General features: G+C 44.8%; 15 protein-coding genes and 1 pseudogene. 5 read left to right on the forward strand and 11 right to left on the reverse strand.

The window, feature by feature from the left end:
- Positions 1-74: 74 nt before the first annotated feature.
- Positions 75-1,169: a substrate-binding domain-containing protein gene (locus AC3CH4_RS23455; protein ID WP_029221937.1), complete on the reverse strand. Its 1,095-nt coding sequence runs from the start codon at positions 1,167-1,169 to the stop codon at positions 75-77.
- 81 nt (positions 1,170-1,250) lie between these two features.
- Here AC3CH4_RS23455 and AC3CH4_RS23460 point away from each other — a divergent pair, with 81 nt between their 5' ends.
- Together AC3CH4_RS23460 and AC3CH4_RS23465 are read left to right on the forward strand one after the other, a co-directional pair.
- Complete coding sequence (locus tag AC3CH4_RS23460; RefSeq protein WP_488543940.1) at positions 1,251-2,369, forward strand: substrate-binding domain-containing protein; 1,119 nt, start codon at positions 1,251-1,253, stop codon at positions 2,367-2,369.
- Complete coding sequence (locus AC3CH4_RS23465; RefSeq protein ID WP_017094544.1) at positions 2,366-4,840, forward strand: EAL domain-containing protein; 2,475 nt, start codon at positions 2,366-2,368, stop codon at positions 4,838-4,840. Before AC3CH4_RS23460 ends, AC3CH4_RS23465 begins: the two co-directional genes overlap by 4 nt.
- An 81-nt stretch (positions 4,841-4,921) precedes the next feature.
- Here the strand turns inward: AC3CH4_RS23465 and AC3CH4_RS23470 are convergent.
- The 10 genes and pseudogenes from AC3CH4_RS23470 to AC3CH4_RS23515 form a co-directional block, all read right to left on the reverse strand.
- Positions 4,922-5,062, reverse strand: a pseudogene (locus AC3CH4_RS23470) (lipid kinase YegS); the annotation flags it as partial.
- Between the two features lie 18 nt (positions 5,063-5,080).
- Positions 5,081-5,986 (reverse strand): LysR family transcriptional regulator, encoded by a 906-nt coding sequence (locus tag AC3CH4_RS23475; RefSeq protein WP_171330147.1) that lies wholly within the window; start codon positions 5,984-5,986, stop codon positions 5,081-5,083.
- Positions 5,987-6,064: 78 nt separating this feature from the next.
- A complete protein-coding gene (locus tag AC3CH4_RS23480; RefSeq protein ID WP_488543941.1) occupies positions 6,065-7,432 on the reverse strand; it encodes a BatD family protein in 1,368 nt (455 codons plus the stop codon).
- Entirely contained in the window at positions 7,429-9,153 is a 1,725-nt protein-coding gene (locus AC3CH4_RS23485; RefSeq protein WP_488543942.1) for a vWA domain-containing protein, read from the reverse strand. Before AC3CH4_RS23485 ends, AC3CH4_RS23480 begins: the two co-directional genes overlap by 4 nt.
- Complete coding sequence (locus tag AC3CH4_RS23490) at positions 9,146-10,225, reverse strand: vWA domain-containing protein (protein WP_017082356.1); 1,080 nt, start codon at positions 10,223-10,225, stop codon at positions 9,146-9,148. The genes AC3CH4_RS23485 and AC3CH4_RS23490 overlap by 8 nt, the downstream gene beginning before the upstream one ends.
- Positions 10,218-10,760 (reverse strand): DUF4381 domain-containing protein, encoded by a 543-nt coding sequence (locus tag AC3CH4_RS23495; RefSeq protein ID WP_488543943.1) that lies wholly within the window; start codon positions 10,758-10,760, stop codon positions 10,218-10,220. Before AC3CH4_RS23495 ends, AC3CH4_RS23490 begins: the two co-directional genes overlap by 8 nt.
- The gene (locus AC3CH4_RS23500) at positions 10,761-11,723 is read right to left on the reverse strand and encodes a DUF58 domain-containing protein (protein WP_488543944.1); all 963 of its coding nucleotides are present in this window, start codon (positions 11,721-11,723) and stop codon (positions 10,761-10,763) included.
- A 12-nt stretch (positions 11,724-11,735) separates the two neighbouring features.
- Positions 11,736-12,719 carry an AAA family ATPase gene (locus tag AC3CH4_RS23505; RefSeq protein ID WP_488543945.1) on the reverse strand — a complete coding sequence of 328 codons (984 nt, stop codon included), beginning with the start codon at positions 12,717-12,719 and terminating at the stop codon, positions 11,736-11,738.
- Between the two features lie 95 nt (positions 12,720-12,814).
- A complete protein-coding gene (locus tag AC3CH4_RS23510) occupies positions 12,815-15,223 on the reverse strand; it encodes a tetratricopeptide repeat protein (protein ID WP_488543946.1) in 2,409 nt (802 codons plus the stop codon).
- A gap of 209 nt (positions 15,224-15,432) precedes the next feature.
- On the reverse strand, positions 15,433-16,980 hold the full coding sequence (locus tag AC3CH4_RS23515; protein ID WP_004730481.1) for an arylsulfatase: 1,548 nt from the start codon (positions 16,978-16,980) through the stop codon (positions 15,433-15,435).
- 347 nt (positions 16,981-17,327) lie between these two features.
- Between AC3CH4_RS23515 and AC3CH4_RS23520 the strand changes: the two genes are divergently transcribed.
- The 3 genes from AC3CH4_RS23520 to AC3CH4_RS23530 all read left to right on the forward strand — a co-directional run bounded on the left by AC3CH4_RS23520 (position 17,328) and on the right by AC3CH4_RS23530 (position 22,829).
- Positions 17,328-18,890, forward strand: a complete 1,563-nt coding sequence (locus tag AC3CH4_RS23520) for an arylsulfatase (protein WP_108086006.1) — start codon at positions 17,328-17,330, stop codon at positions 18,888-18,890.
- 398 nt (positions 18,891-19,288) lie between these two features.
- Positions 19,289-20,383, forward strand: coding sequence for a cytochrome-c peroxidase (locus AC3CH4_RS23525; RefSeq protein ID WP_488543947.1), 1,095 nt, complete (start codon positions 19,289-19,291; stop codon positions 20,381-20,383).
- On the forward strand, positions 20,376-22,829 hold the full coding sequence (locus AC3CH4_RS23530; RefSeq protein WP_488543948.1) for a hybrid sensor histidine kinase/response regulator: 2,454 nt from the start codon (positions 20,376-20,378) through the stop codon (positions 22,827-22,829). The genes AC3CH4_RS23525 and AC3CH4_RS23530 overlap by 8 nt, the downstream gene beginning before the upstream one ends.
- The last annotated feature ends 4 nt before the right edge of the window (positions 22,830-22,833 follow it).

Raw genomic sequence — 22,833 nt, forward strand, 5'->3', positions numbered from 1 at the left:
ATCATATTCAGACTGATTCAGTCGAAACGGATAAGCGGCTCTTTTTGATTGATAAAGGATAGATTGAATCTAGCCTAGTTCTTACCAGAATATCGAAACGCTTCTCTAGTCAGCTGATCCAACTGGTCATCATTCATCTTGTTGTGCACAACCGTGATACGGCCTAAATAAACCAATGGGACTTCTGCTTCACGCTCTTCCAAGTGAAACTTGATCGCCTCGGCCGTTGCCACACCAAGGTCATCACTCATTCTCATTGGAGTCGCATCCAGTTCATCCGTACGAATCTTTTCAATCTCTTTCGCTGTACCGCCCCAACCCGTCACATAGATTTCAGACAACATGTCGGCATTGTTTAATGCATCCACCGCTCCCATGGTCATCGCAGTATTGGCATTGTGAACCATGGTCACCTCAGGGAAATTACCGAGCACTAAACGAATTCCATCGGCACCGCCTATCTTCTGGTATTGTCCAAAGTGCTCATACACTGTTAGCCAATCACCTTTCTCTTCTACGCAATCAATGAAACCTTGTGAGCGTTGGGTATCTGTTATTCCCGGTATCCCACGATTCGCTGAAAATTCTACGTCGTTACCGAGCTCTTTCACCACATGGTCACACAGGACATCGGCCCCCATCGCGCTTGAAAAATCGAACCAGCTATCCGGTTGATGTTTCCATTGTTCATTGGGCGTGTGAAAAGCCCAAATAAACGTTTTGAATTCTGTCGAAGCAGACAGTTTTTGAATATTCTCCGCTTGAATACCCAGTTCAGAAGGGCCAAAAATAACGAAGTCGTAAGGGGTTTCAGAGTTCAACACTTGTTCGGTGTATTGGGTCTGCAATGAGTGCTCAATTTGCCTTGAGGTGAACTCGCTTATCTCAAATGGTAACTCCAAAGCGACGAGCCTTTGCTTCAATGCTGTGTAATTTCTTGTCCAAAAGTCAGAAATATCTGCACTTGGGTAAATTAATGCAATTCTTACCGGTTTTTCTACCGACATTGGAGCCAAAAGAATCGGTTCGCCACTCACAGTCTCTTGAAATTTTTCGAGTTTCTGAGCATCAGCCTCCACCCTTATACGGTCGGACTTGGCGTACAAAGGGAGGGAAAAACACGCTGTCAGTAGGGTTAGCAAGACGTTTTTACAAATTTGACCCGGCATAACTGTTACCAAATGTTTGAATGTTTATTAACATTATTATAAATATAGAGCGATTATAAGTTAAAGCGTTTTATAAGCCATATGAATAAGAGATTAAATTTTGCGAGTTTGTTGCTCGCTATTACTTGCTACTCTCAGAGTTTTGCGGGTAATAATGAAGACGATTTCTTCCAATATGCTGAAGAAAAAGTGATGCGTGCGGTTTCCAACCAGCGAACGTGGAATGGCCCCACACAAGGCCCTGCTGTGCGCCATGAAAAGAACGTTATTTTTGTCGCGTCTGATTTACGTAATGGTGGCGTTTATGGCGTTGGGAAAGGCATATCTGAAGCCATTTCTAACATCAATTGGCACCTTAGATTCATCGATGGATTAGGCTCAGAAGTGCGCCAAGGTGCAGCTATCAGGAAAGCGATTGGTTTTGAACCCGATGCCATTGTTTTGGGCGGCATTGACGCTGTCCGACACAAAACCATTTTGAAACAAGCAGAAGATCTGGGAATTGTAGTCATTGGATGGCACGCGACTGAACTTGTCGGTGGTAATCCAGAAATAGGTTTATACACCAACATCACCACCGACCCTCTCGATGTGGCGGAAGTGGCCGCGCTACTCGCGATTGTAAACTCAAACGGTCGAGCGAGAACCGTGGTGTTCACCGACCCTAACTATGAAATCGCGATGATCAAAGCCAACGCGATGGTCAATACCATCAAGCGTTGCAGCACTTGTGATGTACTTGAGCTTAACTATTTACCGCTCGATAAAATTGCCGAGCAAATGCCTGCGACATTAAAGAACCTAGATGAGAAGTACGGCGAGAAAGTCACTCATCTTCTGGCAATCAACGACCTGTACATTGACTATGCTATCCCGTCTTTGGAGTCAAACCTCGAGGAGTACCGGTTAATACCACAAAATATCTCAGCGGGTGATGGTAGCAAGGCCGCGTACAAAAGAATCAATAGCGGTCAATTCCAACTGGCAACAGTACCTGAGCCCTTATATCTACAAGGCTGGCAAATAGTCGACGAACTCAACCGATCATTTAATCACATGCCGCCAAGTGGCTACTCTGCCCCTGTGCATCTCGTCACGCCCGATAATGTTGAAGAGCTCATCAGCCAGTCAGACAAAGGCATCTACGACCCTAAAAATGGCTACCGTGAAGCGTATCTGAAAATTTGGAAGCCACAATGAAATTACCTCAGATAAACATCACCCAACGACTCATTATTTCGAACCTGCTTTCGCTTTTGATTGTCAGCTTTGCTGTCATCATGGTGATTCGATCTCTGTATTACGTCGAGTCGACGCTTAAAAACGAAACTTCTACACACGTATCAGACTTGATTGTTAACTCTGAAATCAGCCGACGCGTATTTACGCTCACCTCTCGAGTTAAGCTACTTGAACAAACTTTTTTGTTCAGTGAAACCACACTGTCGGAAGAAGCATTTAATGTGGATTTCCAGCTTCAACGACTCAGAGACCTATCAACTAACGAAGGTTTCTCGCAAAAAATTGATGCCTTTATCGATAACTTCCACCGTTTCTTAGGCAGTTCGCTCGCATTGAATCGAATTCTAAAACAGACCAATCAGATCGACGCCACCTTAGCCGAACAGCTTGATCAGCTCGAATTTGCGATAGCCGACAGCAAGCTTAGGCACTTAGACCAACCCAATTTCATTCGTTATAACAATGAATTAGATCTTATCAACATGTTGAGAGAGTCGTTCCTCACCTCAGGAAAAATGGTTGGAGACATTCACAGTCGCATCACGCCAGAAACGGAGAAAGTACTGCTTATCGAAGTCGAGAAAGAACTCGATATATTCTTACTCCACTTAGAAAACGTTGATATCGAAACGACGGCGGTTATTGCTGAGAAGAAAAGAATCAATCGAACGGTGAAACGATACAACGCCGCTTTGAAGCGCATTAGAGCTAATCTGGAGCAGCGTTGGTTGGTGATGGCTTCACTCTTAGTCGCTCAAAGCGACCTATTGGAGATGGTAGAAAAAACCGAGTCACGCGTACAAAGCCAAGCCTTAGAATTAACCGACCAGCTTGAAAAAGAGATCGGTTTATCAAGACTAAACGCCATTATTATCAGTTTTTCAGCCGTTGTATTATCGATGTTGTTGGTTCACCACGTTGTTCGACATCACATTCGAAAGCCACTCAATGCACTGAGACATGGCTTCGATCGTCTAGAGTCTGGAAGCCTAAAAAACCCCATTAACTTGGGCCGAAGTGACGAATGGTCTCACTTAGAGAAAGCCTATAATGATATGGCTTCAAGGCTATCTAAAGCATACCTAGACCTCACTGAAGAAAAAAAGAATTTCGACTTCCTCGCCCACCACGATCCACTGACCAGTTTGGCAAATCGACTATTGGCAACGAAACAGTTAGATGAAGAGATCAGGAAATCCTATGAGAACAACGCCTCTTTCTTGCTGTTCTACCTCGACATTGACGAGTTTAAGACCATTAATGATTCTTTAGGGCATGCACCAGGTGACAACTTATTAGTCAATGTCGGGCACATATTGAGTAACTTAGTGGGTGATAAAGGCTTTGTTGCGCGAATGGGCGGAGACGAGTTCTTGGTTGTTTACTCAAACATTGGGTTAGACGAAGGCGAACCTATCGCAGACCGCTTAAATCAAGCGTTAAGAAAGCCTTATTACATCGATGATAATTCTATCTTTGTATCGGCGAGTATTGGTGTGTGTGAGTACCCTACTCATGGTTTAGATCGTGAAACTCTAATCAGAAATGCGGACACAGCAATGTATCACGCAAAGCGAAACGGCCGAGATCAATATCGCGTCTACGCGGACGAAATGACTCACGAGGTAAATGACTTGATTGAAACCAACATGGGGCTTCATCAAGCCATTGCCAATGACGAGCTTGAAGTCTTCTTCCAACCCAAAGTCAACTTAGACTCGCAAGACATCATTGGTGCCGAAGCTCTAATACGTTGGCGTCACCCTAAACTGGGCTTATTACCGCCCGTCGATTTCCTTGAGGTTGCCGAAAAAAGTGATCTCATTATCGACATTGATAAATGGGTATTTAAGAAAGTAGCGAATCTGATTACCGAATGGCAACGCGCAGGAATGGACCTACAGGGCGTGATTTTTTCCATCAACTTCTCAGCGAGAATGTTCTATATGACCGATCTCGCAGACCAGTTACAAGTGATACTCGACGAAACAGATTGTCAGCCTCATCAACTGCTTCTGGAGATCACAGAAAGGGATATGATGCGAGATTTCGAGACCTGTTCAAGGACCATTGAGGTACTTCATTCTAAGGGTTACAAGATCGCTATCGATGATTTTGGAACGGGTTATTCTTCGTTGTCGGTGTTGAAGAATCTTTCCGCCGATTGCGTAAAATTAGATCGAAGCTTTATTGAAGATATTAACTCGTCAAAAGTAGATTATGAGATTACTTGCGCGGTTCTCAAGCTCGCGCAAATACTCGATTTCTCAGTGATTGCAGAAGGCCTTGAAACCCAGAATCATGTAACGACTCTGCGCCAGATCGGTTGTAAATACGCTCAAGGCTATTTCTTCGCGCGACCTTTACCTATTGATGATTGGGTGTCCTACTTCTTGCTTAACTCAGAACAGAGCCCCAAAGAGGCTTAGTATCCGTTACTTAAATTAAACAATTCAGTAAGTTAAGTTCTTTCACTGATTTATGATTAAACAAGGGCTGCCTTCGGGCAGCACCAAGCGAAACATATCTGACGAGTCCCACATGACTCTAACTTGTAGGTCAATATCCCGTCCCCTTGTAGTAAACACCGCTTACCTCAGCTCGGGGATACTGGCTTTCTTTCCATTTAAAATTGCGCGAATGCTTTCTATGACCATCCCCTTTAGAAGCTAACTTGATAACTCTTTTGCTGCCGCTTTGAGCTTAGTGCGCAACCACTTGTGACTAGGTTCATTAGTGCGACTGGGGTGCCAAATCATACACATATCGAGGTCTTCCAATTCAAATGGCAAAGGAAGTGTTTTAACGTCATATTTTTCAGAAAAGCAACGCACCGATGACATAGGTAGCACGCCAATGTAATCAGAGCCCTCAATAACAGGCAGCATCTCAACAACGCCTGCAGCTCGATAGACTATTCTGCGTTTTTCAAGGTCACTGTAGTGCTCAGAACTCAATAAGCTTCTACGTGCATGCCATCTTGAAACAACCACATGATCAAGTGATAAAAACTGTTCCATATCGATAGTGTCACCAATCGTGGGATGGTCTTTACGGCACACCACCACCAGTTCCTCTTTAGAGATCACCTCATGCTTGAGCATGGTTCTTCCTCTTGGCGTCATATCGATAATGACATCATGTCTTTGAAGCCTTAAATCAGACTCGTAATCTTCCGTAAATAGAGGATGAATTTCTAATGCGATACCAGGTGCGACTTGACTGATTAACTGCATGACTCTTGGCATCATTTCATAACTCGCAGCTGAAACACAGGCAATTGAAAACACGCGGCCAGAGGTTTTAGGGTCAAAATCTCTTGATGCGGATAAGGTAGAAGTAAAGTTTTTAAGCGCAGCAGCCATTGCAGGATAGATATCAATAGCGAATGTGGTTGGCTCTACGCCAGAAGTAGTTCGATGAAACAGTGGCTCGTCATAGATATCTCTCAACCTTGCAAGCGCTTTGCTCACAGCTGGCTGGCTTATATCCATGCGATTAGCAGCCCTAGATAAGTTCTGCTCTTCATAAATAGCGACAAATATAGGAATTAGATTGAGTTCAGTACTTTTCATACAGTTCCATATTAAAGAAGCAGGTTCCCTATAGTAGAGAACCTGCCGATTTTGTTCGATGCGAATGACTAAAGTTTGCTACTTAGTTCTATCTTTTAAGTCTGGCAAGGCTTTAGGGATTTTCAAGCGGTCAAAAATTGAACGAGAATTGCTTGAGTTTGATTTATCACTGGGTAATTTACGTAAGCTTTTCCATAAACGAGTAAATACGTTTTTGTCTTCACGCCCTTGTTGGAGGGATTCACTGTCTTCTAGCCAACGCTTTTGTCCATTCAATTTACCAAGTTGTGCTTTATCCAGCTCTAGCTGAGAGGTTTCGTTTCGCAATTGACGGTAGATAAAGGTTCTTAATGCAGCCCAATTACCTTGCTTAAGTAAACGACGCAGTACCAACCAACCTGGTGTTGGGCGGTTCGCATAATAACGTTTAACCGAAACAAAGCACGCCACACTGAACAACAGTGCCAGACCAACGCTAATAAACACTGACATGTAAGCCTTGATGAAAGATTGGACTGTGTGTTTGGCTTCAAACAGATTCCCTTTTATCACCACGGTTTCAAGGCGTTGATTTTTGCTGTCCCACCACTGAAATGAAAACTCTGGCAACGTAAATTCACCGCCCTGCTGAATAACATAAACCGTCTCCTCAATTCGACTGGAACGGTAGTTACCACGATCTTGAGTATCATCTGAACGATTAGGTTGCGGGTAAGCTTGGTACTGCTGGGTCGATTCATTGTTCAACACATCCGGCAGTAATACAGAAAGGCTGTCTTTTGCCTTGATGGTTACCGTTCGAGTAATGGCATCGCCTACTTTTAAGTTTTCACTCGAGCGTAGCCATTGTTGCTCTGTATCTACTTCTGTTGCAGAAAACCAAGGCGATTCATTATCAAGTAAACCAGAAGGTAACGAAGCTTCAAACTTAATTGGCTGCGTGTAAAGCGTGCCGCCAACGTTAGAACCATCAGGTGCAGAAACTTGGATGCGAACCTGCACGGTTGGAATGACAAACTCGCCAGAAGTCATCGGATAAAGTGTCACTTCCCAACGCTGGCGTGACCATGTAGTGCCATTGACCCGTTCCGTGTAGTTAGTTGCGAGTTGGTTACGCTGTTTAGCAATCACGTTAGGGATTTCGATACTGCCGATTCGAGTCCCTCCCGTTAACCAGCGCGGCGTCGCCACCTCAATGTTCAGAATCACCTGCTCATTTACGCTCACTTTAGTCGGCGTTATCTTATCGCCTGACTTTGGCTTTTCCCCTACCCAAGCGATAAGCTCAACGTCACCACTTTTTTGGAGATCGAAGATATCGGCAGCAGAAGCAACAAAAGGAGAAAACCAACTCAATATAAGAGTCATCGACAGTAACCACTTATGGGTTCTGAATCGCACTCTCTTTGATTGAATGGCTTCAAGAGCTAAATCATATCGACTCATTGGGTTTGCTCCTGTTTTGATGCCTGTTCCGGTTTTGACGCTTGTTCGATGGAAGGTGCAGGGTCTCGTAGCTGAATTTGGAATTTAGATTTTAAGAAGAACTTAGGGTCCGCTTCTACTCGTTTTAACCACTTATCGGCAAGCTCTTGGCTACCCAAAATTTCATTGGCATTAAGCGTTTCCTTGAGCATCAATTCCGATACCGTTTCTTCTTCAGCGCCATCACCCGTTCGTGGCTGATCGTCTTCGAGTTCTAACGACTCTTCAGGGCCATCTGTGGTTCCGGACTGGCTTTCACTGGTTCGGTTTACCTCTTCGACAATTCCACTAAGTACAGCAAGATTGTTCTCCACATCCGTTCTTAGTTCTGGTGACAGATCCTCTTTCTCGCTTAATGATTTCAAAAGATCTCGCGCGGCAAGGTATTCACGCTGCCTGGCTAACGCGCTCGCCGCGTTGTATAAACCAAGGTCAGTTTTGGTTTGCAGGAATGCACTGTGAGCGAGCTTAAAATCACGAGCATAGTAATAAGCCGCGCCCTTTCGCATTGGGTCAGTAAAATGTTTGGCAGCTTGAAGATATTCTTTCTGATTCAACAGGCGTTGACCTTGCTGATCGGGCGTTAACCATAAGTCCCACCACCATTGAGCTGTTTTGGCCCAAGTAGTAACCGACTCCACCACAACTGGTTTCTCAGCGGTTAAGTTGACTGTTTTCGCCAAAGTGTCTGGTGAATACATGCTGCTTGTGATCATCAAACCAACGACACACCACTGCACCAACCACCCTTTTCTGAACCATAGCAACATAATGAAAGCCATTGGAATAAGCAGTCCATAGCCCATGTCTTTCCAAGGCATTGAAGATTCGCCGTTGAGCTGCATGTTTCTTTCAACCGCTCTGTTCAGTTGTTGGATATCCGAATCATCAACGGTCACTTCAATCACTCGTCCACCCGTCTTACTCGCTAAGTTACGCAGTGAATCTAGGTCGACAGGGTTATCGCTCACCACATTACTGTTTCCTGCGGCGAGAATGAGCAACTGATACGGATTGTCGTTAAAGAAACTCTCGTACGCCCTAATGGTGCCTGGGTTTACACCATCTGATACCAACAGTACAGAAGAGCCTAACTCACCAGACAGTTGCTGATTAATCAGTGGCAGTGCTTCTTCTGCTGACTTACCTGATACCGGCATGATATCGGGCGTGATAGCCGCTAGAAACGGTTCGAATACTTTGCTGTCTTGAGTAACGGGCATCGCGACGTGTGCGCTGCCTGCATAAACCACTAAGCCCGTATTACCGCCTTTCCGAGCTGCCAATAAGTCTCTAATCTTCTGCTTAGATCGTTCCAAGCGACTCGGTGGTAAGTCTTTAGCGAGCATAGATTCACTGTTATCAAGCACAACCAACATCGACGCTTTGTCTTCACCAAAAGGCGAAGCCTCACGCTGCCATGTTGGGCCAGAACAGATAATGATGGCGATAGTTACAATCACCACCAATAGCTTCAATGGCAGCTGCTTACGCCAGCCTGTTTCGCCAATCGTCAATGCATCACGTAAGTGTGCAGGTAGAATGTCTTTCCACGTTGGTTTGGTCTCTTCTCTCCAACGAACCCATAACAGGAAGAACATCGGAATAAAGGCCAACAACCACAAAGGTCGGATAAAATGAAACTGGGTGAATAACTGTTGTAGAGTGAGAGAATCAGGCATCATCCTCTCCTTTCAATTTTTTAGTTTTAGAAGCCAAAAGCGACCTTCTACGTAAAGTCGCCAGACTAAAGGCCGTCAAATACATCACAACAACAATCGCCATTAAGTAATGGTGCAGTCCCTGTTTAGGACGATAAGTGGTACTTTCATATAACTGTGGTTCTAGTTCACCGATTTGAGCGTAGGCTTTGGTAAGTTCGTCGCGGTTAAGTGCCTCAAAGGCTTCGCCACCAGACTCTTGAGCCACTCGTTTGATGGTTTCCATATCCAAAGCCACTTCACCAACGGTTTGTGGGTCACCCATGGCGATCACGTGAATACGAACGCCTTTCGCCTTCGCAACTTTGGCTGCATCAATCGGTTCAACAAAGCTTCCCGTATCATTACCGTCGGTTAGTACGATCACGACCTTCTCTTTTTCGTTGGCATCAACACTTGAATCTTGAACGGCAGCACTTTGCTTTTCGCTTTGTTCAAACACCTTAATCGCCAAGCCAATTGCATCACCTAAGTGCGTGCTTTGCCCTGCCATAGCGACATCGGTTTGATTAAGCAGTTCAAGCCACACATCTTGGTCAGCTGTAAACGGTGTTTGTACAAACGCTGCATCACCAAAAAGAATCAAACCGAGTCGGTCCCCTTTTCGGGTAGTCGCAAAATCAGCCAGCACTTCTTTGGTCGCGTCCAAACGAGATATTTTATCGCCCCGCTTAGAGGTAAAGTCTTGTTCTGCCATTGAGCCAGATAAATCGACCACTACCATCACATCACGACCTAATTGTTCGCGAACTTGCGGCTCACCAAGAATGGTTGGTTTAGCGAGCGCGCACACGACCAATGCCCAAGTAATAATGAGCGTGGTTCGTTGCCACCAGCTTGGTGTTAGCTGGCTTGCCCCTTCAGACGGTGCTTCACCTATCGCTTCAACCAATTCACTGAAAAATGGCACCTTGATGGCCATTTGCTTGGTTCGATAAGCAGGCACTGCAAAGTAGACCAACAAAGGCAGAGGTAACGCGATAAACCACAGCGGATGCGCAAATTCAAAGCTGGAAGATAAAACATCAAACATTGTCTTGCCCCTCAACCGTTACCTGTACATTCGGCTTATGAAGTTTTAGCCACATCATCGCGGTTTGAATCACCTCTAAACGCTGTTCAAAGCTCAAACGCACATTAGGGTCAATTAGGCTTTGCATCCATAATTCTGAAACTTCATCGGCAAAGAACGCATTGCTGTTTTCACTTGTTTTAGCGCTAACAGGCAGATAAGCGTTCAGACGGTTCACATAAGCTTGTCCAAACAGCTTTGCATTACTGCTGTCTAGGTAACGAAGTACCACTTTTAGTACTTTGAAGGTTCGTTCTGTTGAATTTTTGTCTCGTGCATCCAATACCATGAGCTCTTGAAGCGCTTCTTTGCGATAACGGTTATTCCACCATTTCTGCGCTAAACGATAAGCCAGATAGATAGCGGCCAATAACAAAATAACGCCAAGGATCTTCCAGCCGATCGTTTGAGGAGCCCAGCTCACACTGTCAGGAATCGCTACATCGTGCAGTTCACGAAGGATATAAGTACTTGGGGGAGTATGTTCAACAGACATTTAGCGCCCTCCCACTAGCTTCTGCAGCTGTGATATGTGATTGCCTGACGTGTCTAATTCAATATAAGGGAGGTTTTTCATCGCCATCAATTTAGCAAGGGACTGTTTCTGAAGTTCCGCTTTCTGAGCAAGACTTTCACTCGCGAGGTTTACCTTAGATTGACTATCCAGATTAAGTTGAAAGCGACCATCACCCACCACCCAGTTTGCGCTTGCAAGATCTTGAGGCAATGACTGTTCTAATGGGTCAGTCACCATGATCGCTAGGATGTCATTGTGTTGTTGAAGCTGCTTGAGTCGGTCAAGGTGTTGTTCTTGGCAGTCACGCCAATCACTAATAAAAATTAAAGTCGACTGCTTGAGTCTCATTCTCTTGATCAGTTCAATCCACTGACTAAACCCAACTCCCTCGCTGTCACTCACACTCACATCTAAGCTTTGATTAGCCTTGGTAAGGTGCTTTAACTGAGCCAATAAATCAGGCTGTGAACGCTGTGCTTTGGTATGAAAGAGCTTTTGATGTGAGGCTAAAACAAAGCCGACACGGTCACCGTCTTTTAGCACTCGCCATCCACACAATGCAGCTACTTCCGCTGCCACAACGGATTTCATGGTGTTTTGAGAAGCGAAGAACATCGAACTACGCTGATCGACGCAGATAATCACATTACGGTCTTTCTCTTCGGTATAGCTGCGAACATGAGGCTTCCCCGTTCGCATCGTAACTTTCCAATCGAGATTACGGATATCATCACCCAATTGGTAATGACGTAATTCTTCGAAGTTCAAACCACGGCCACGGAACAGAGAATTATGTCGACCCGACAGTACACTGCCCGCCTTAAGATGAGGCAACAGAGAAAATGACTCAGCTTGAGCCTGCATTCGCACTAACCTTGAATAGTCACAGTACAATCGTGGATCAAGGCCTTGCGGTTTGGGAGCTTGTGTTGGCTTCGCCATGACGCCCCCTAGTTATCCGATCTCAACATTATCAAGCAGTTCTTCAACCACTCTTTGATGATCAACGCCATCGGCCAATGCGTCATAAGACAACGAGAATCGGTGGCCTAATACGGTCGGCAACATGGCACGCACATCATCTAACGTGACGTGGTCACGCCCTCGCAACCACGCATAAGCGCGAGCGCATTTATCCAATGAAATAGATGCACGAGGGCTTGAACCAATTTCAATCCATTTCGATAAGTCTGATTCTGGATAACGCTCAGGTTTTCGTGTAGCCATTACCAAAGCCACAATGTAGTTCTCAACTAAATCGGAAACGGCAATGTCTGGAAGTTGGCGACGCGCTTCAAGCACCAATTCAGGTTCAATATGCTGTGGAGTTACAAGTTCCGAACTCGTCTCGCTACCAAGTTCCTCACTGCGCACAAGTCGAATGATGTCACGTTCAGCTTCATCTTCTGGATAGTCGACCGTCACTTTCATGATAAAACGGTCCATTTGGGCTTCAGGTAGTGGATACGTACCTTCTTGCTCTACTGGGTTTTGAGTGGCTAGCACCATGAATAGATCTGGCAGAATATGAGTTTGACCACCCACCGTAATCGTTCCTTCCGCCATGGCTTCAAGCAGAGCCGCTTGTACCTTTGCAGGAGCACGGTTCACTTCATCGGCTAGAACAATGCTGTTGAAAATAGGCCCCGGTTGGAAATGCAGTTGAGGCTTACCCTCTAGCTCTTGATACACCTCAGTACCTGTCACATCTGATGGCAAGAGATCGGGCGTAAACTGAATTCGGCCAAAGCTTGTGTTCAATAAATTCGCCAACGACTTGACCGAGCGTGTTTTCGCTGTGCCGGGAAGCCCTTCTAGAAGCACATGGCCATTGGTCAATAATCCGATTACCAGAGCCCGAACGACGTGGCTCTGACCGATAACACTTTTCTCTGTCTGTTCAATCAGTTGGTTTATTGCTTGTTGCGCATGGTTCATAGGTCTTCCCTTAATTCAATCTGGCTGCGTACATCCTACTCACAAGCCCCATAACTATTAGTTATAAACACCATAGCCACGTCAATTCTGGTGCTTTATTTCAGCATAGCTTTCAATTGGTTAATCGCCTCAGGCGGCGCCACCTTACTCAATGGTGAAACACATTGTTCAAACGCTTTAGATACACCGGGTTGTTGGTAATTTCGCGCTAAGATTTCACACTGTACATACAGGTGTTGTGGATTGCGGCTGAATTGGTAAGCCTTGTGCAGTGATTGACTTGCCGCAAGCACATCTGATTTCTCCAAAGTCAATCCGTACACATACCAATATTGTGGGTCGGTTTGTGCCGTTTCAGCAGCTTGTTTAAGGTACTCCGTTGCTTTGTCGTAATCTTTCACACGAAGCAGAGATAACCCTGTGCTGTATGGCAATACACTCGATTTAGGCTGAGCTTCAATACCTTGCTTCAACGTCGACAACGCTTTTGCTTCGTTACCTTGCGCTCGATACAAATCCGCCAAGTTGGCGTAGCTGTTTTCGAAGTAAGGCTCAATCTCGATAGCACCTTGATAGAACTCAATCGCTTTATCGTGCTGACCTAGATCGCGGTAAACGTTGCCTAGGTTAGTTCGTCCAAATCCTCTATCGGCATTAAATTGCTGTATCTCAATGTACTCTTCCAATGCAGGCTTGATTTGATCTTTCTGCAGAGGGTTCATTTCTCCCCAATAACGTACCAATGCACCTGCGGTTTCTGAACGAATCGACAATACAGGGTCTTTCAGTAGTGGCTCTAGAATTTGCCAACGGTCAGTGAATGGGAAACCAGACGAGCCTTGCACAACGCCCAAACGGATCATTTCATCATCATGTTTCACCGCTCTTGCTAGCGAGATAAGCGTATTCTTACCCGTATTGCCGCCCAAACGTTCTAAGCTCGATGCACGAATGATATTGCTTAAGCTGGAGTCCTGAGCCGAGTATGCCAACGCATCCTCTGCCCCTCTGTGCCCTATTGAATCGGCATAAAAGGCGACGGAAAAATGCTGTTGATTACGATACTTAGAATCTGGGAACCATGCGCTAATCTGCTTATCGGCCCACTGGTCGGTTTGATCTTCATGACAACTGGTACACACGTTCGGTGTTTTTATATGTTGGCTAACATCAGGTCGCGGGATGTGCCAACTGTGGTCACGCCTTGGGTCAACTTCCATATACGTCGTTTCAGGCATATGGCAAGTCGTACATTGTGAAGCCTCGGTATTCGCTTCATGGAATGTGTGCTTTTCAGGCGTGTATTCAGAGGCAATGTGACATTGGCTACACACCGCTTCTTCTGCAATTTTCAGTTCTGCAGTATGGGGATCGTGGCAATTTGTACAAGTGACGCCTTTCTCTGCCATCACCGATTGAAGAAAAGAGCCGTAAACATAATCTTCATCATAGATTTGACCATCGTTGTGGTAAAGCTCAGGGGTAATCAAGCTAAGGCGATATTTATCGAAGAACGAACCATTTACGTGATCGCCGCTTTCGTTCAATTGAGTTCGTCGGCTGTGGCATTGAGCACAAGTTTGAACTTGATTGGTATGGACGATGTCTTTCGGTTGAAGGGTTGAGTTGCCCTCTTGGTAGATCCACTCTTTCACTGACTTCGACAAGTCGCGATCAAAGCCATAATGTGACGAGACTTGAGCATCCTTTCCGCCGTTGGCTTTTGCTAGCTGGGCTTGTTTAACGTGCTCGCTTGCAGGGCCATGACAGGCTTCACAACCGACATTAATCTCAGACCAAGTAGTGTTATAGGTATTACTCGCGCTGTCGTAGTTTTTCTCTAGATTCGTTGAGTGGCAATCGGCACACATGAAGTTCCAGTTTTGACCGCTATTGGTCCAGTAGAATTCATCAGTGTTGGTGGTATCCGGGTAGAGGTTAAACCAGCGTTGGCCGCCTTCGCCCTCAGTGCGAGAGTCCCAAGCGAAAGGAATCAACTGTACACGGCCGTCTTCAAACTCAACCATGTACTGTTGTAATGGTTCAAAGGCAAAGGTATAGCTGATTTTGTAATCTTTGAATTGCCCGTCTGGACCTTCGATATTGACCCAGAACTCTTCACCCTTGCGAAAAAATCGGTTGGGTTTACCGCCATGAGTGACCGTTTGATCGTTGAAATCGCCTAATACAGATTCATCTGTAGCGTGTTTCATCGCCATGTCATGATGAGAGCCCTGCCACGCTTCGACTTCTTCACTATGACAATCAACACAAGCTTCCGATCCGACATAGGTGGCTTTAGAGCCGATAGGTAAAACATCAGAGCTAGCGTGTGAAGCTACAGAACTGAGCTTTGAAGCCTCAGTGTTGCTATTAGGATCTTGCTCGTTGGCATAGGTGCTCAAACTGAACAACGACAACATAAGTGGAGACAAGATTACGGATAATACTGCGACTCTCTGGTGTTTCAATCCGTTCACTAGCGAGCACAACCATGCAGACATAACATTCCTTGTTTTTATACATCCTTATGCTTACTAAGGTAGACGTAAAAACGACTAAAATACAATTATTTAGTGGCAATGAGCACGATAGTTGTGATTCATATTCACGACCGGGATTTACTCATCGATATGCGCATAAAAAAAAGAGCTCCTAGGAGCTCTTTCGTGTTATCAGTTTCATCAAGCTATCAGTTTCAATAAACCAAAGCTTACTTATTATGGTTCTCTTGAAGTTTCTCCATAACCTGATCCAAGCTAAAGCTTGCTGCTTTTTGGCGTGGTGGGTATTCGGCAAAGGTTTCTAGGAACTCGCCTACATACGCTTGCGCAGGAACGAACATATAAGCATGGTCTAACAACCAGTCATAATAGGTATTCGAAGTAATATCTGCGTTTTCGTATGGGTCCATACGCAGGTTAAACAGCTTAGGAAGACGTAACGTCACGAACGGTTCTGACCAAATCTGCATGGTACCCGTTGCACGTTGCTCCATGAACACCGCTTTCCATTGGTTGTAACGAAGCGCCGCTAAATCGCCATCATCGGTAAAGTAGAAGATCTCTGAACGACGGCCTTTTTCTTCTTCACCCGTTAGGTAAGGAAGGAAGTTATAACCATCTAAGTGAACCTTAAACGTTTTATCACCGGCAGTATGACCTTTCAGCAATTTCTCTTTGATTTGGTCATCACCAGCAGCGGCAACGAAAGTTGGCATCCAGTCCATGTGGTGCATGATTTCATTGGATACTGTTCCTGGTTCAATCTTACCAGGCCAACGGACCATTGCTGGTACACGGTATGCGCCTTCCCAATTAGTGTTTTTCTCACCACGGAACGGGGTTGTACCCGCATCTGGCCAAGAGTTCATGTGTGGGCCGTTATCCGTTGAGTAGAAAACAATCGTGTTGTCTTTGATTCCCAACTCATCCACTTGCTTCAATAGTTGCCCAACGTGTCGATCGTGCTCAACCATACCATCGGCGTAATTACCGACACCGGTCACACCTTTACTATCGGCTTTCACGTGCGTTCTAAAGTGCATACGTGTTGCGTTCCACCAAACGAAGAATGGCTTGTCCGCTTTCACTGCGCGATCCATGAAATCAAGTGCCGCGTCTAGTGTTTCTTCATCGACCGTTTCCATACGCTTGCGCGTCAGTGGACCCGTATCTTCAATCTTGCCATCAGCGAATGACTTAATAACACCACGCGGACCGAACTTCTTACGAAACTCAGGATCGGTTGGGTAATCTTCATTCTCTGGTTCTTCTTCAGCATTCAGGTGGTAAAGGTTGCCAAAAAATTCGTCAAACCCGTGTGCTGTTGGAAGGAATTCATCTTTGTCGCCAAGGTGGTTTTTACCAAATTGACCTGTCATGTAACCCATAGGTTTCAGCATTTCTGCAATTGTCGCGTCTTCCGCTTGCAAGCCAATGTCTGCGCCCGGCAAACCTACTTTACTCAAACCTGTTCGTAATACACTTTGTCCCGTAATAAAGGTAGAGCGACCCGCAGTACACGATTGTTCAGCGTAATAATCGGTAAACATCATCCCTTCTTTGGCGATGCTATCAATATTAGGCGTTTTGTAACCCATTAAACCAAAGGTGTATGCACTAACATTAGACTGTCCAATATCATCTCCCCAAATCACGAGAATATTTGGCTTTTCAGCTGCGAATGTGGTGGTGGAAGCCGCCATCATCGCCGTACCCAAAATCGCTAAACGACGTTTAACGCCATATTTCGCTGTCATAGAAACCTCTTCGTAAGTTATTTGCATCCTGCCCTACAACGTATAGTCCATTTTTTAAGCATGCGCGAGGTTCGCTAAGCTATTAATCTTTTTGTCATTTTTTATTCAGATACAGGTGCAGAAGTTATCGATAAGGTTTACGGCGACAAACATGATAAGGATCACACATGTTATCTAAGGGTTTCTGGTAACCATCAGCCTAAATTCAATTTAATCAGCAAGTTAACCATGCATCATAACGATTGGTTATAAGCACTATAAAAGGACGTAACGGAATTTTGAGAATAACATTTACTCATCGATGCGTTGTTCTAACGCATTAATCTTAAAAGTAAATCGGAGTCCTTATGGGTACTAAAATTAATAAACTAGCATTAGGTGTTGGCTTATTAGCAGCTTCTTCAGCGGCAACAGCAGCAGAAAAACCAAACATTCTTGCTATCTGGGGTGATGACATTGGTGTATTCAACATCAGTGCATACAACAACGGTATGATGGGTTACGAAACACCTAACATCGACCGTATTGCTAACGAAGGCGCACTATTTACTGACCACTACGGTCAACAATCGTGTACTGCTGGTCGTGCTGCATTCCTAACCGGTCAAGAACCTTTCCGTACAGGTCTACTGACTATCGGTATGCCAGGTTCGGACCACGGTATCCCTGATTGGGCTCCAACGATCGCAGACCTTCTTAAAGAACAGGGCTACATGACCGCTCAGTTCGGTAAGAACCACATGGGTGACCAAGACAAACACCTTCCAACGAACCACGGTTTTGACCAGTTCTTCGGTAACCTGTACCACCTAAACGCGGAAGAAGAGCCAGAGACTTACTACTACCCTAAAGATCCTGAGTTCCGTAAGAACTTTGGCCCTCGTGGTGTAATCAAATCGACTTCTGACGGTAAGATTGAAGATACAGGCCCAATGACGCGTAAGCGTATGGAGCATGCGGATGAAGAGTTCCTAGAAGAATCTCTAGCCTTCATGGAAAAAGCCGTGAAAGCTGACAAACCATTCTTCATCTGGCACAACACAACTCGTATGCACGTGTGGACTCGTCTACAAGAAAAATACCAAGGCGCATCTGGTATCAGCATCTACGCTGATGGCATGCTAGAGCACGATGACCAAGTGGGTATCCTTTTAGACAAGCTTGATGAGCTTAAAATCGCAGACAACACTATCGTAATCTACTCTACCGATAACGGTGCAGAAACCGTATCTTGGCCTGATGGTGGTGCTACTTACTTCCACGGTGAGAAAGGTACAACTTACGAAGGTGGCATGCGTGTTCCTCAGCTAGTTCGCTGGCCTGGTACTATCAAACCGGGAACTAAGATCAACGATATCATGGGGCACCAAGACTGGATCCCTACTCTACTAGCAGCCGCTGGTGATGATAAAGTAGTTGATAAGCTAGCGTCTGATAAAGGTGCAACTTACAACGGTAAAAACTGGCGTGTTCACCTAGATGGTTACAACTTCCTACCTTACTTCCAAGGTAAAGAAGAAAAAGGACCTCGTGACAGCATGCTTTACTTCTCTGCTAACGCTGAGCTAAACGCAGTTCGTTGGAATGACTTCAAGATTTCGTTCGCAGTGATGGACGGTAACATCGTTGATGCGGTTCGCTTCCAACCAAACTGGCCTCAAGTTGTTCACCTACGTGCTGACCCATTCGAAAAAGCACCACACGAATCGGGCATGTACCTACGCTGGATGGCAGACAACATGTGGCTATTCGTACCAGTAGGCGGCAAAGTACAAGAGTTCATGAACACGCTACCTGACTACCCAATGCAGCAAAGCCAAGTGTTGAACCCTGGTAACTTCAACCAAAATGCTTACATGCTTCAAGGTAAACTTAAGCAACTAGAAGCGGCAGCAGCTCAAGCTAAATAAGCCCCTCTAGACCATGTAATTCAAGCAGTTTAGAAAGTACATGATGTAATACCAAAGCCGTGGTCACTCTATGCAGTTACCACGGTTTTTCTACGTCTGGCACTTATATTCTGTATCTTAAAAATCCGAGTTTTATACAACAAAGTCTTTTCGAATTGACCGTTAACTCACTAACTTGCCCTACGTAACGCGTTGTTTCTAACGATCCCTGTACCTTGTCATTCAACGATTCAATGACTTCATCTTGCTCCTCTCCTCTTGTTACACCATCTTCTTGCAACATCACCGGTATGAAACTAAGTTTATAATTATGCACCTCTCATCCACAGGGTGAATAAGGTTTAAATCAGAAGGATTCTGACTTGCCAAAATTATCTAAACTAGATGGAACTAATACTATGAAAACGCCATATTTAGCAGTAATAAGCATCACTGTCATCTGCGTTTCAATAGGCCTACTGGTTTATGACGCCGCTTCTTTAAAGATGCACGCCTCATTTGAGCACCAAGAAAATCACTCTCATGCAAACGACCATGATGATTCATACTCTTCAGAACACGACTCAAATACAAACTCACAAGATGCCCAACAAGCGGCATTTCCAGATCAACAAATCTTCCCAATTCCAGATTCGACCGAGATTAACAATGAACTTGCCAAGATAGGTTGGGCGCTATTCAAAGACCCTAACTTATCGTCGAACCGAAGTGTCAGCTGTGAAAGTTGTCATAGCCTACAAACCAATGGCGCTGAAGTGATTCCTGTTTCCATTGGCGTAAATGGAGCGGGAATGAGAAATTCACTCACCGTTTTTAACGCTGCCTTTAACTACCGATTTTTTTGGGATGGTCGGGTGAATAACCTTGGCGATCAAATCGATGGTCCAGTACACAACGTTGACGAAATGGATTCAAACTGGAAACATATTACGGACTATGTATCTCAATCGGAGACCTACATCAGCCTATTCAAAGAACAATCGACAACCATCAACGAAGCTTCGATTAAGGCTGTGCTTATTGAGTTCATGCAAGGGCTAACCACACCTGATTCTCCTTTCGACCAGTACTTGCGAGGCGATCATTCAGCGCTGTCTGATAAGGCCAAGCGAGGCTGGGAAACCTTTCAGAAGGAAGGTTGTATTCGTTGCCACCAAGGTACCAATATTGGCGGAGGAATGGTCATGCGATTTGGTTATTTTGGGTTATCAAAAACGGGTTCAGAACGAAGTGAAGACCAAGGTCGATTTATGTTTACAGGACAACCACAAGACAAGCACCTCTTCCGTGTCGCCAGTTTAAGAAACGTGGCGATCACTGCACCCTATTTTCATGATGGTCAAACTGAAACGTTAGAGGAAGCCATCAAAATCATGGGTGAAAGCCAACTCGGCAAGACATTTGAAAAACAAACCATTAACGAGATTAAAGTGTTCCTCGAAACCCTAACAGGTAACCGTCCTAAAATGTTAGTGGAGTTTGAAAATGAATAAGATAAGACTCATATTTTTATTCTTTATTTCGCTATTTGTGGGGCTGGTTAGCTTAATCATACTGACCTACTCTGAGCACGAGAAAGTATCGGAATATGGAGAATCTGTTCGAGAGCTGGGGCATGAAGTTTTAGAAATGCGTGATCAGATAACCAACGCTGCTCTCGCTGATATTTCGAACCCTTACCAAATTTCGGCTGAGTTAGTCAGACTAGAAATAGAACTGCAAGAGTTAAAGGGTAGCTATCAGGGTGAAAGCATCCACTCAACGTTCTTTCAAGACTTACAAACCACTCAATTACTTGAACGTTTCCACAAAGCCTCGATATCCAATGTCGATACGCTCGACAAGCTCGTAGGGTTGAGCGTCGCTCGTCAGTTCATACTGCAATCCCTAACGCTACAACTCATTGATAGTCATTCAGCAAACCATCGTGAAGCAGCAAGCGAGCTTAATTCAGAAGAGTTAAATGCACTCTCTACACCGGATATCAATATTCAAAGTGAGCTGCTCGCTAGCGTGTTATTTACAGGCACCCAAATTCAACATCAACAGATAAGCTCAGAGTTGGCGGACCTGTCTAAAACGTTCGCTGAACTTAATCAGCAACAAAATGTATTGTTATCTCAAGTTCTTTCGGTGCATAACATGGAGTACCTTGAGCAAATTGAACACCAATTCACCGACCTTCAAGACCAATTAGAAGGCGTCATGGTTAAACTCACCATCACACTAGCACTACTAACCTTCGTGTTCTCGTTCGCCATATTTATCTTCCGGGTCTTTGAATTAAAACGAAACAACCTTGCCTATCAAGAAGCCGCAGACAAAGCAGAAAAAGCCAACGAAGCGAAGTCCTTATTCCTTGCCACCATGAGTCATGAATTAAGAACGCCGATGAATGGCGTACTAGGTATTGCTCAAATTATCAAAGAGGAATCGCAAAACACAGACACTCGTAAGCAAGCACAGATCATCATCGACTCAGGTCAGCACCTCGTCACCATATTGAATGACATTCTTGACTTCTCTAAGGTTGAACAAGGAAAAATGGAACTTGAATACAGCCCATTCTCAGTCACAGACGTGGTTACACATCTCGATAAGACATTGACACCACTTGCAGAGGACAAAGGGCTAAGTTTTGTCATCAAGGACAACATACCTACCAATATTCAGTTGGTGGGAGACCCCGCGCGTACGCGTCAGATCTTGTTTAATTTGGCAGGCAATGCAGTTAAATTTACTGAATCAGGTAAAGTCGAAGTTGAATTTTTGATTGCACAGACAATCCCGCCAAGCGTTAATATTTTGGTGACGGATACTGGTATTGGCATTGCAGCAGACAAGATAGACCATATATTCACAGCCTTTGAACAAGCCGAGCTTTCCACGACCCGTAAGTTTGGTGGCACAGGATTAGGGCTTTCCATTGTTAAGCAGTTAGTCGAACTGATGGGTGGTACAATTACGGTTACCAGTGAACTTAATCTAGGCACTCGATTTACCATTTCGCTTCCGCTTGAAATGCACGAACTCGAAGAAAAAGTCGTCGTTAAAACACCAACAAAAACCAATCAGGCACTCGACAACTTCTCGGTATTGTTAGTAGAAGACAATAAGATCAACGCAATGGTGATTAGGAAGTTTTGTGAATCTATAAACTTAACCGTTGAGAACGCCTACGACGGTTTGCAAGCCTTAGATAAATTGGCTTCAAACCAATATGACCTAATCATAATGGACAACCACATGCCGAACATGAGCGGTGTTGAAGCGATTCAAAAAATCCGCAAGGAACTCAAGCTGACTACCGTAGTTTTCGCGTGTACAGCCGATGTGTTTAAAGAAGCGCATGACGAATTTATCATGTCCGGGGCTGATTTCGTGCTCACCAAACCATTACAGAAAAACAGCTTACAAAACGCCATCAATGAGTTTCATCATCAGTTTGAGAGCAACCGACATAACTTGGTTAACGTACATAACTTTCCAGACAAAGATGAAAGCAACATCACTATATTAACGCGCCCACCCAAGAACAAACTTCCACTGACGGAAGAAGAGCTTTCTCGAAGCCATTTATTAGCCACAGGTAAGCTTAAATTAGATGAAAAACTCAAATGCTTAACGTCTCTCGTTGATGACCTAGAAAACGAAATTGATGAATTGATAGAGCTGTTCTCGAGCGCCAGACCCGATGACTTAAATAAAACTTTAAACGCAGTAATAAGCATTGCGTCAAAGTTTGAAATGACGGAAGTACTGGAACTTGCCACTTTCGCTGAACAGATAGCAGAGCGTCAAATCATGCCAGAAGCCGAATTAATCCAACAACTGATCAACCGTTTAATGGTCAACAGCCACCAAGCAACACGCCTAATAAACAAACTCAATCAACAACGTAAAACAGGCTCAATCAACAACGTAAAACGGGCTAAGTGAGATA

It is taken from the genome of Vibrio sp. QJM3NY_26, from assembly GCF_057786005.1.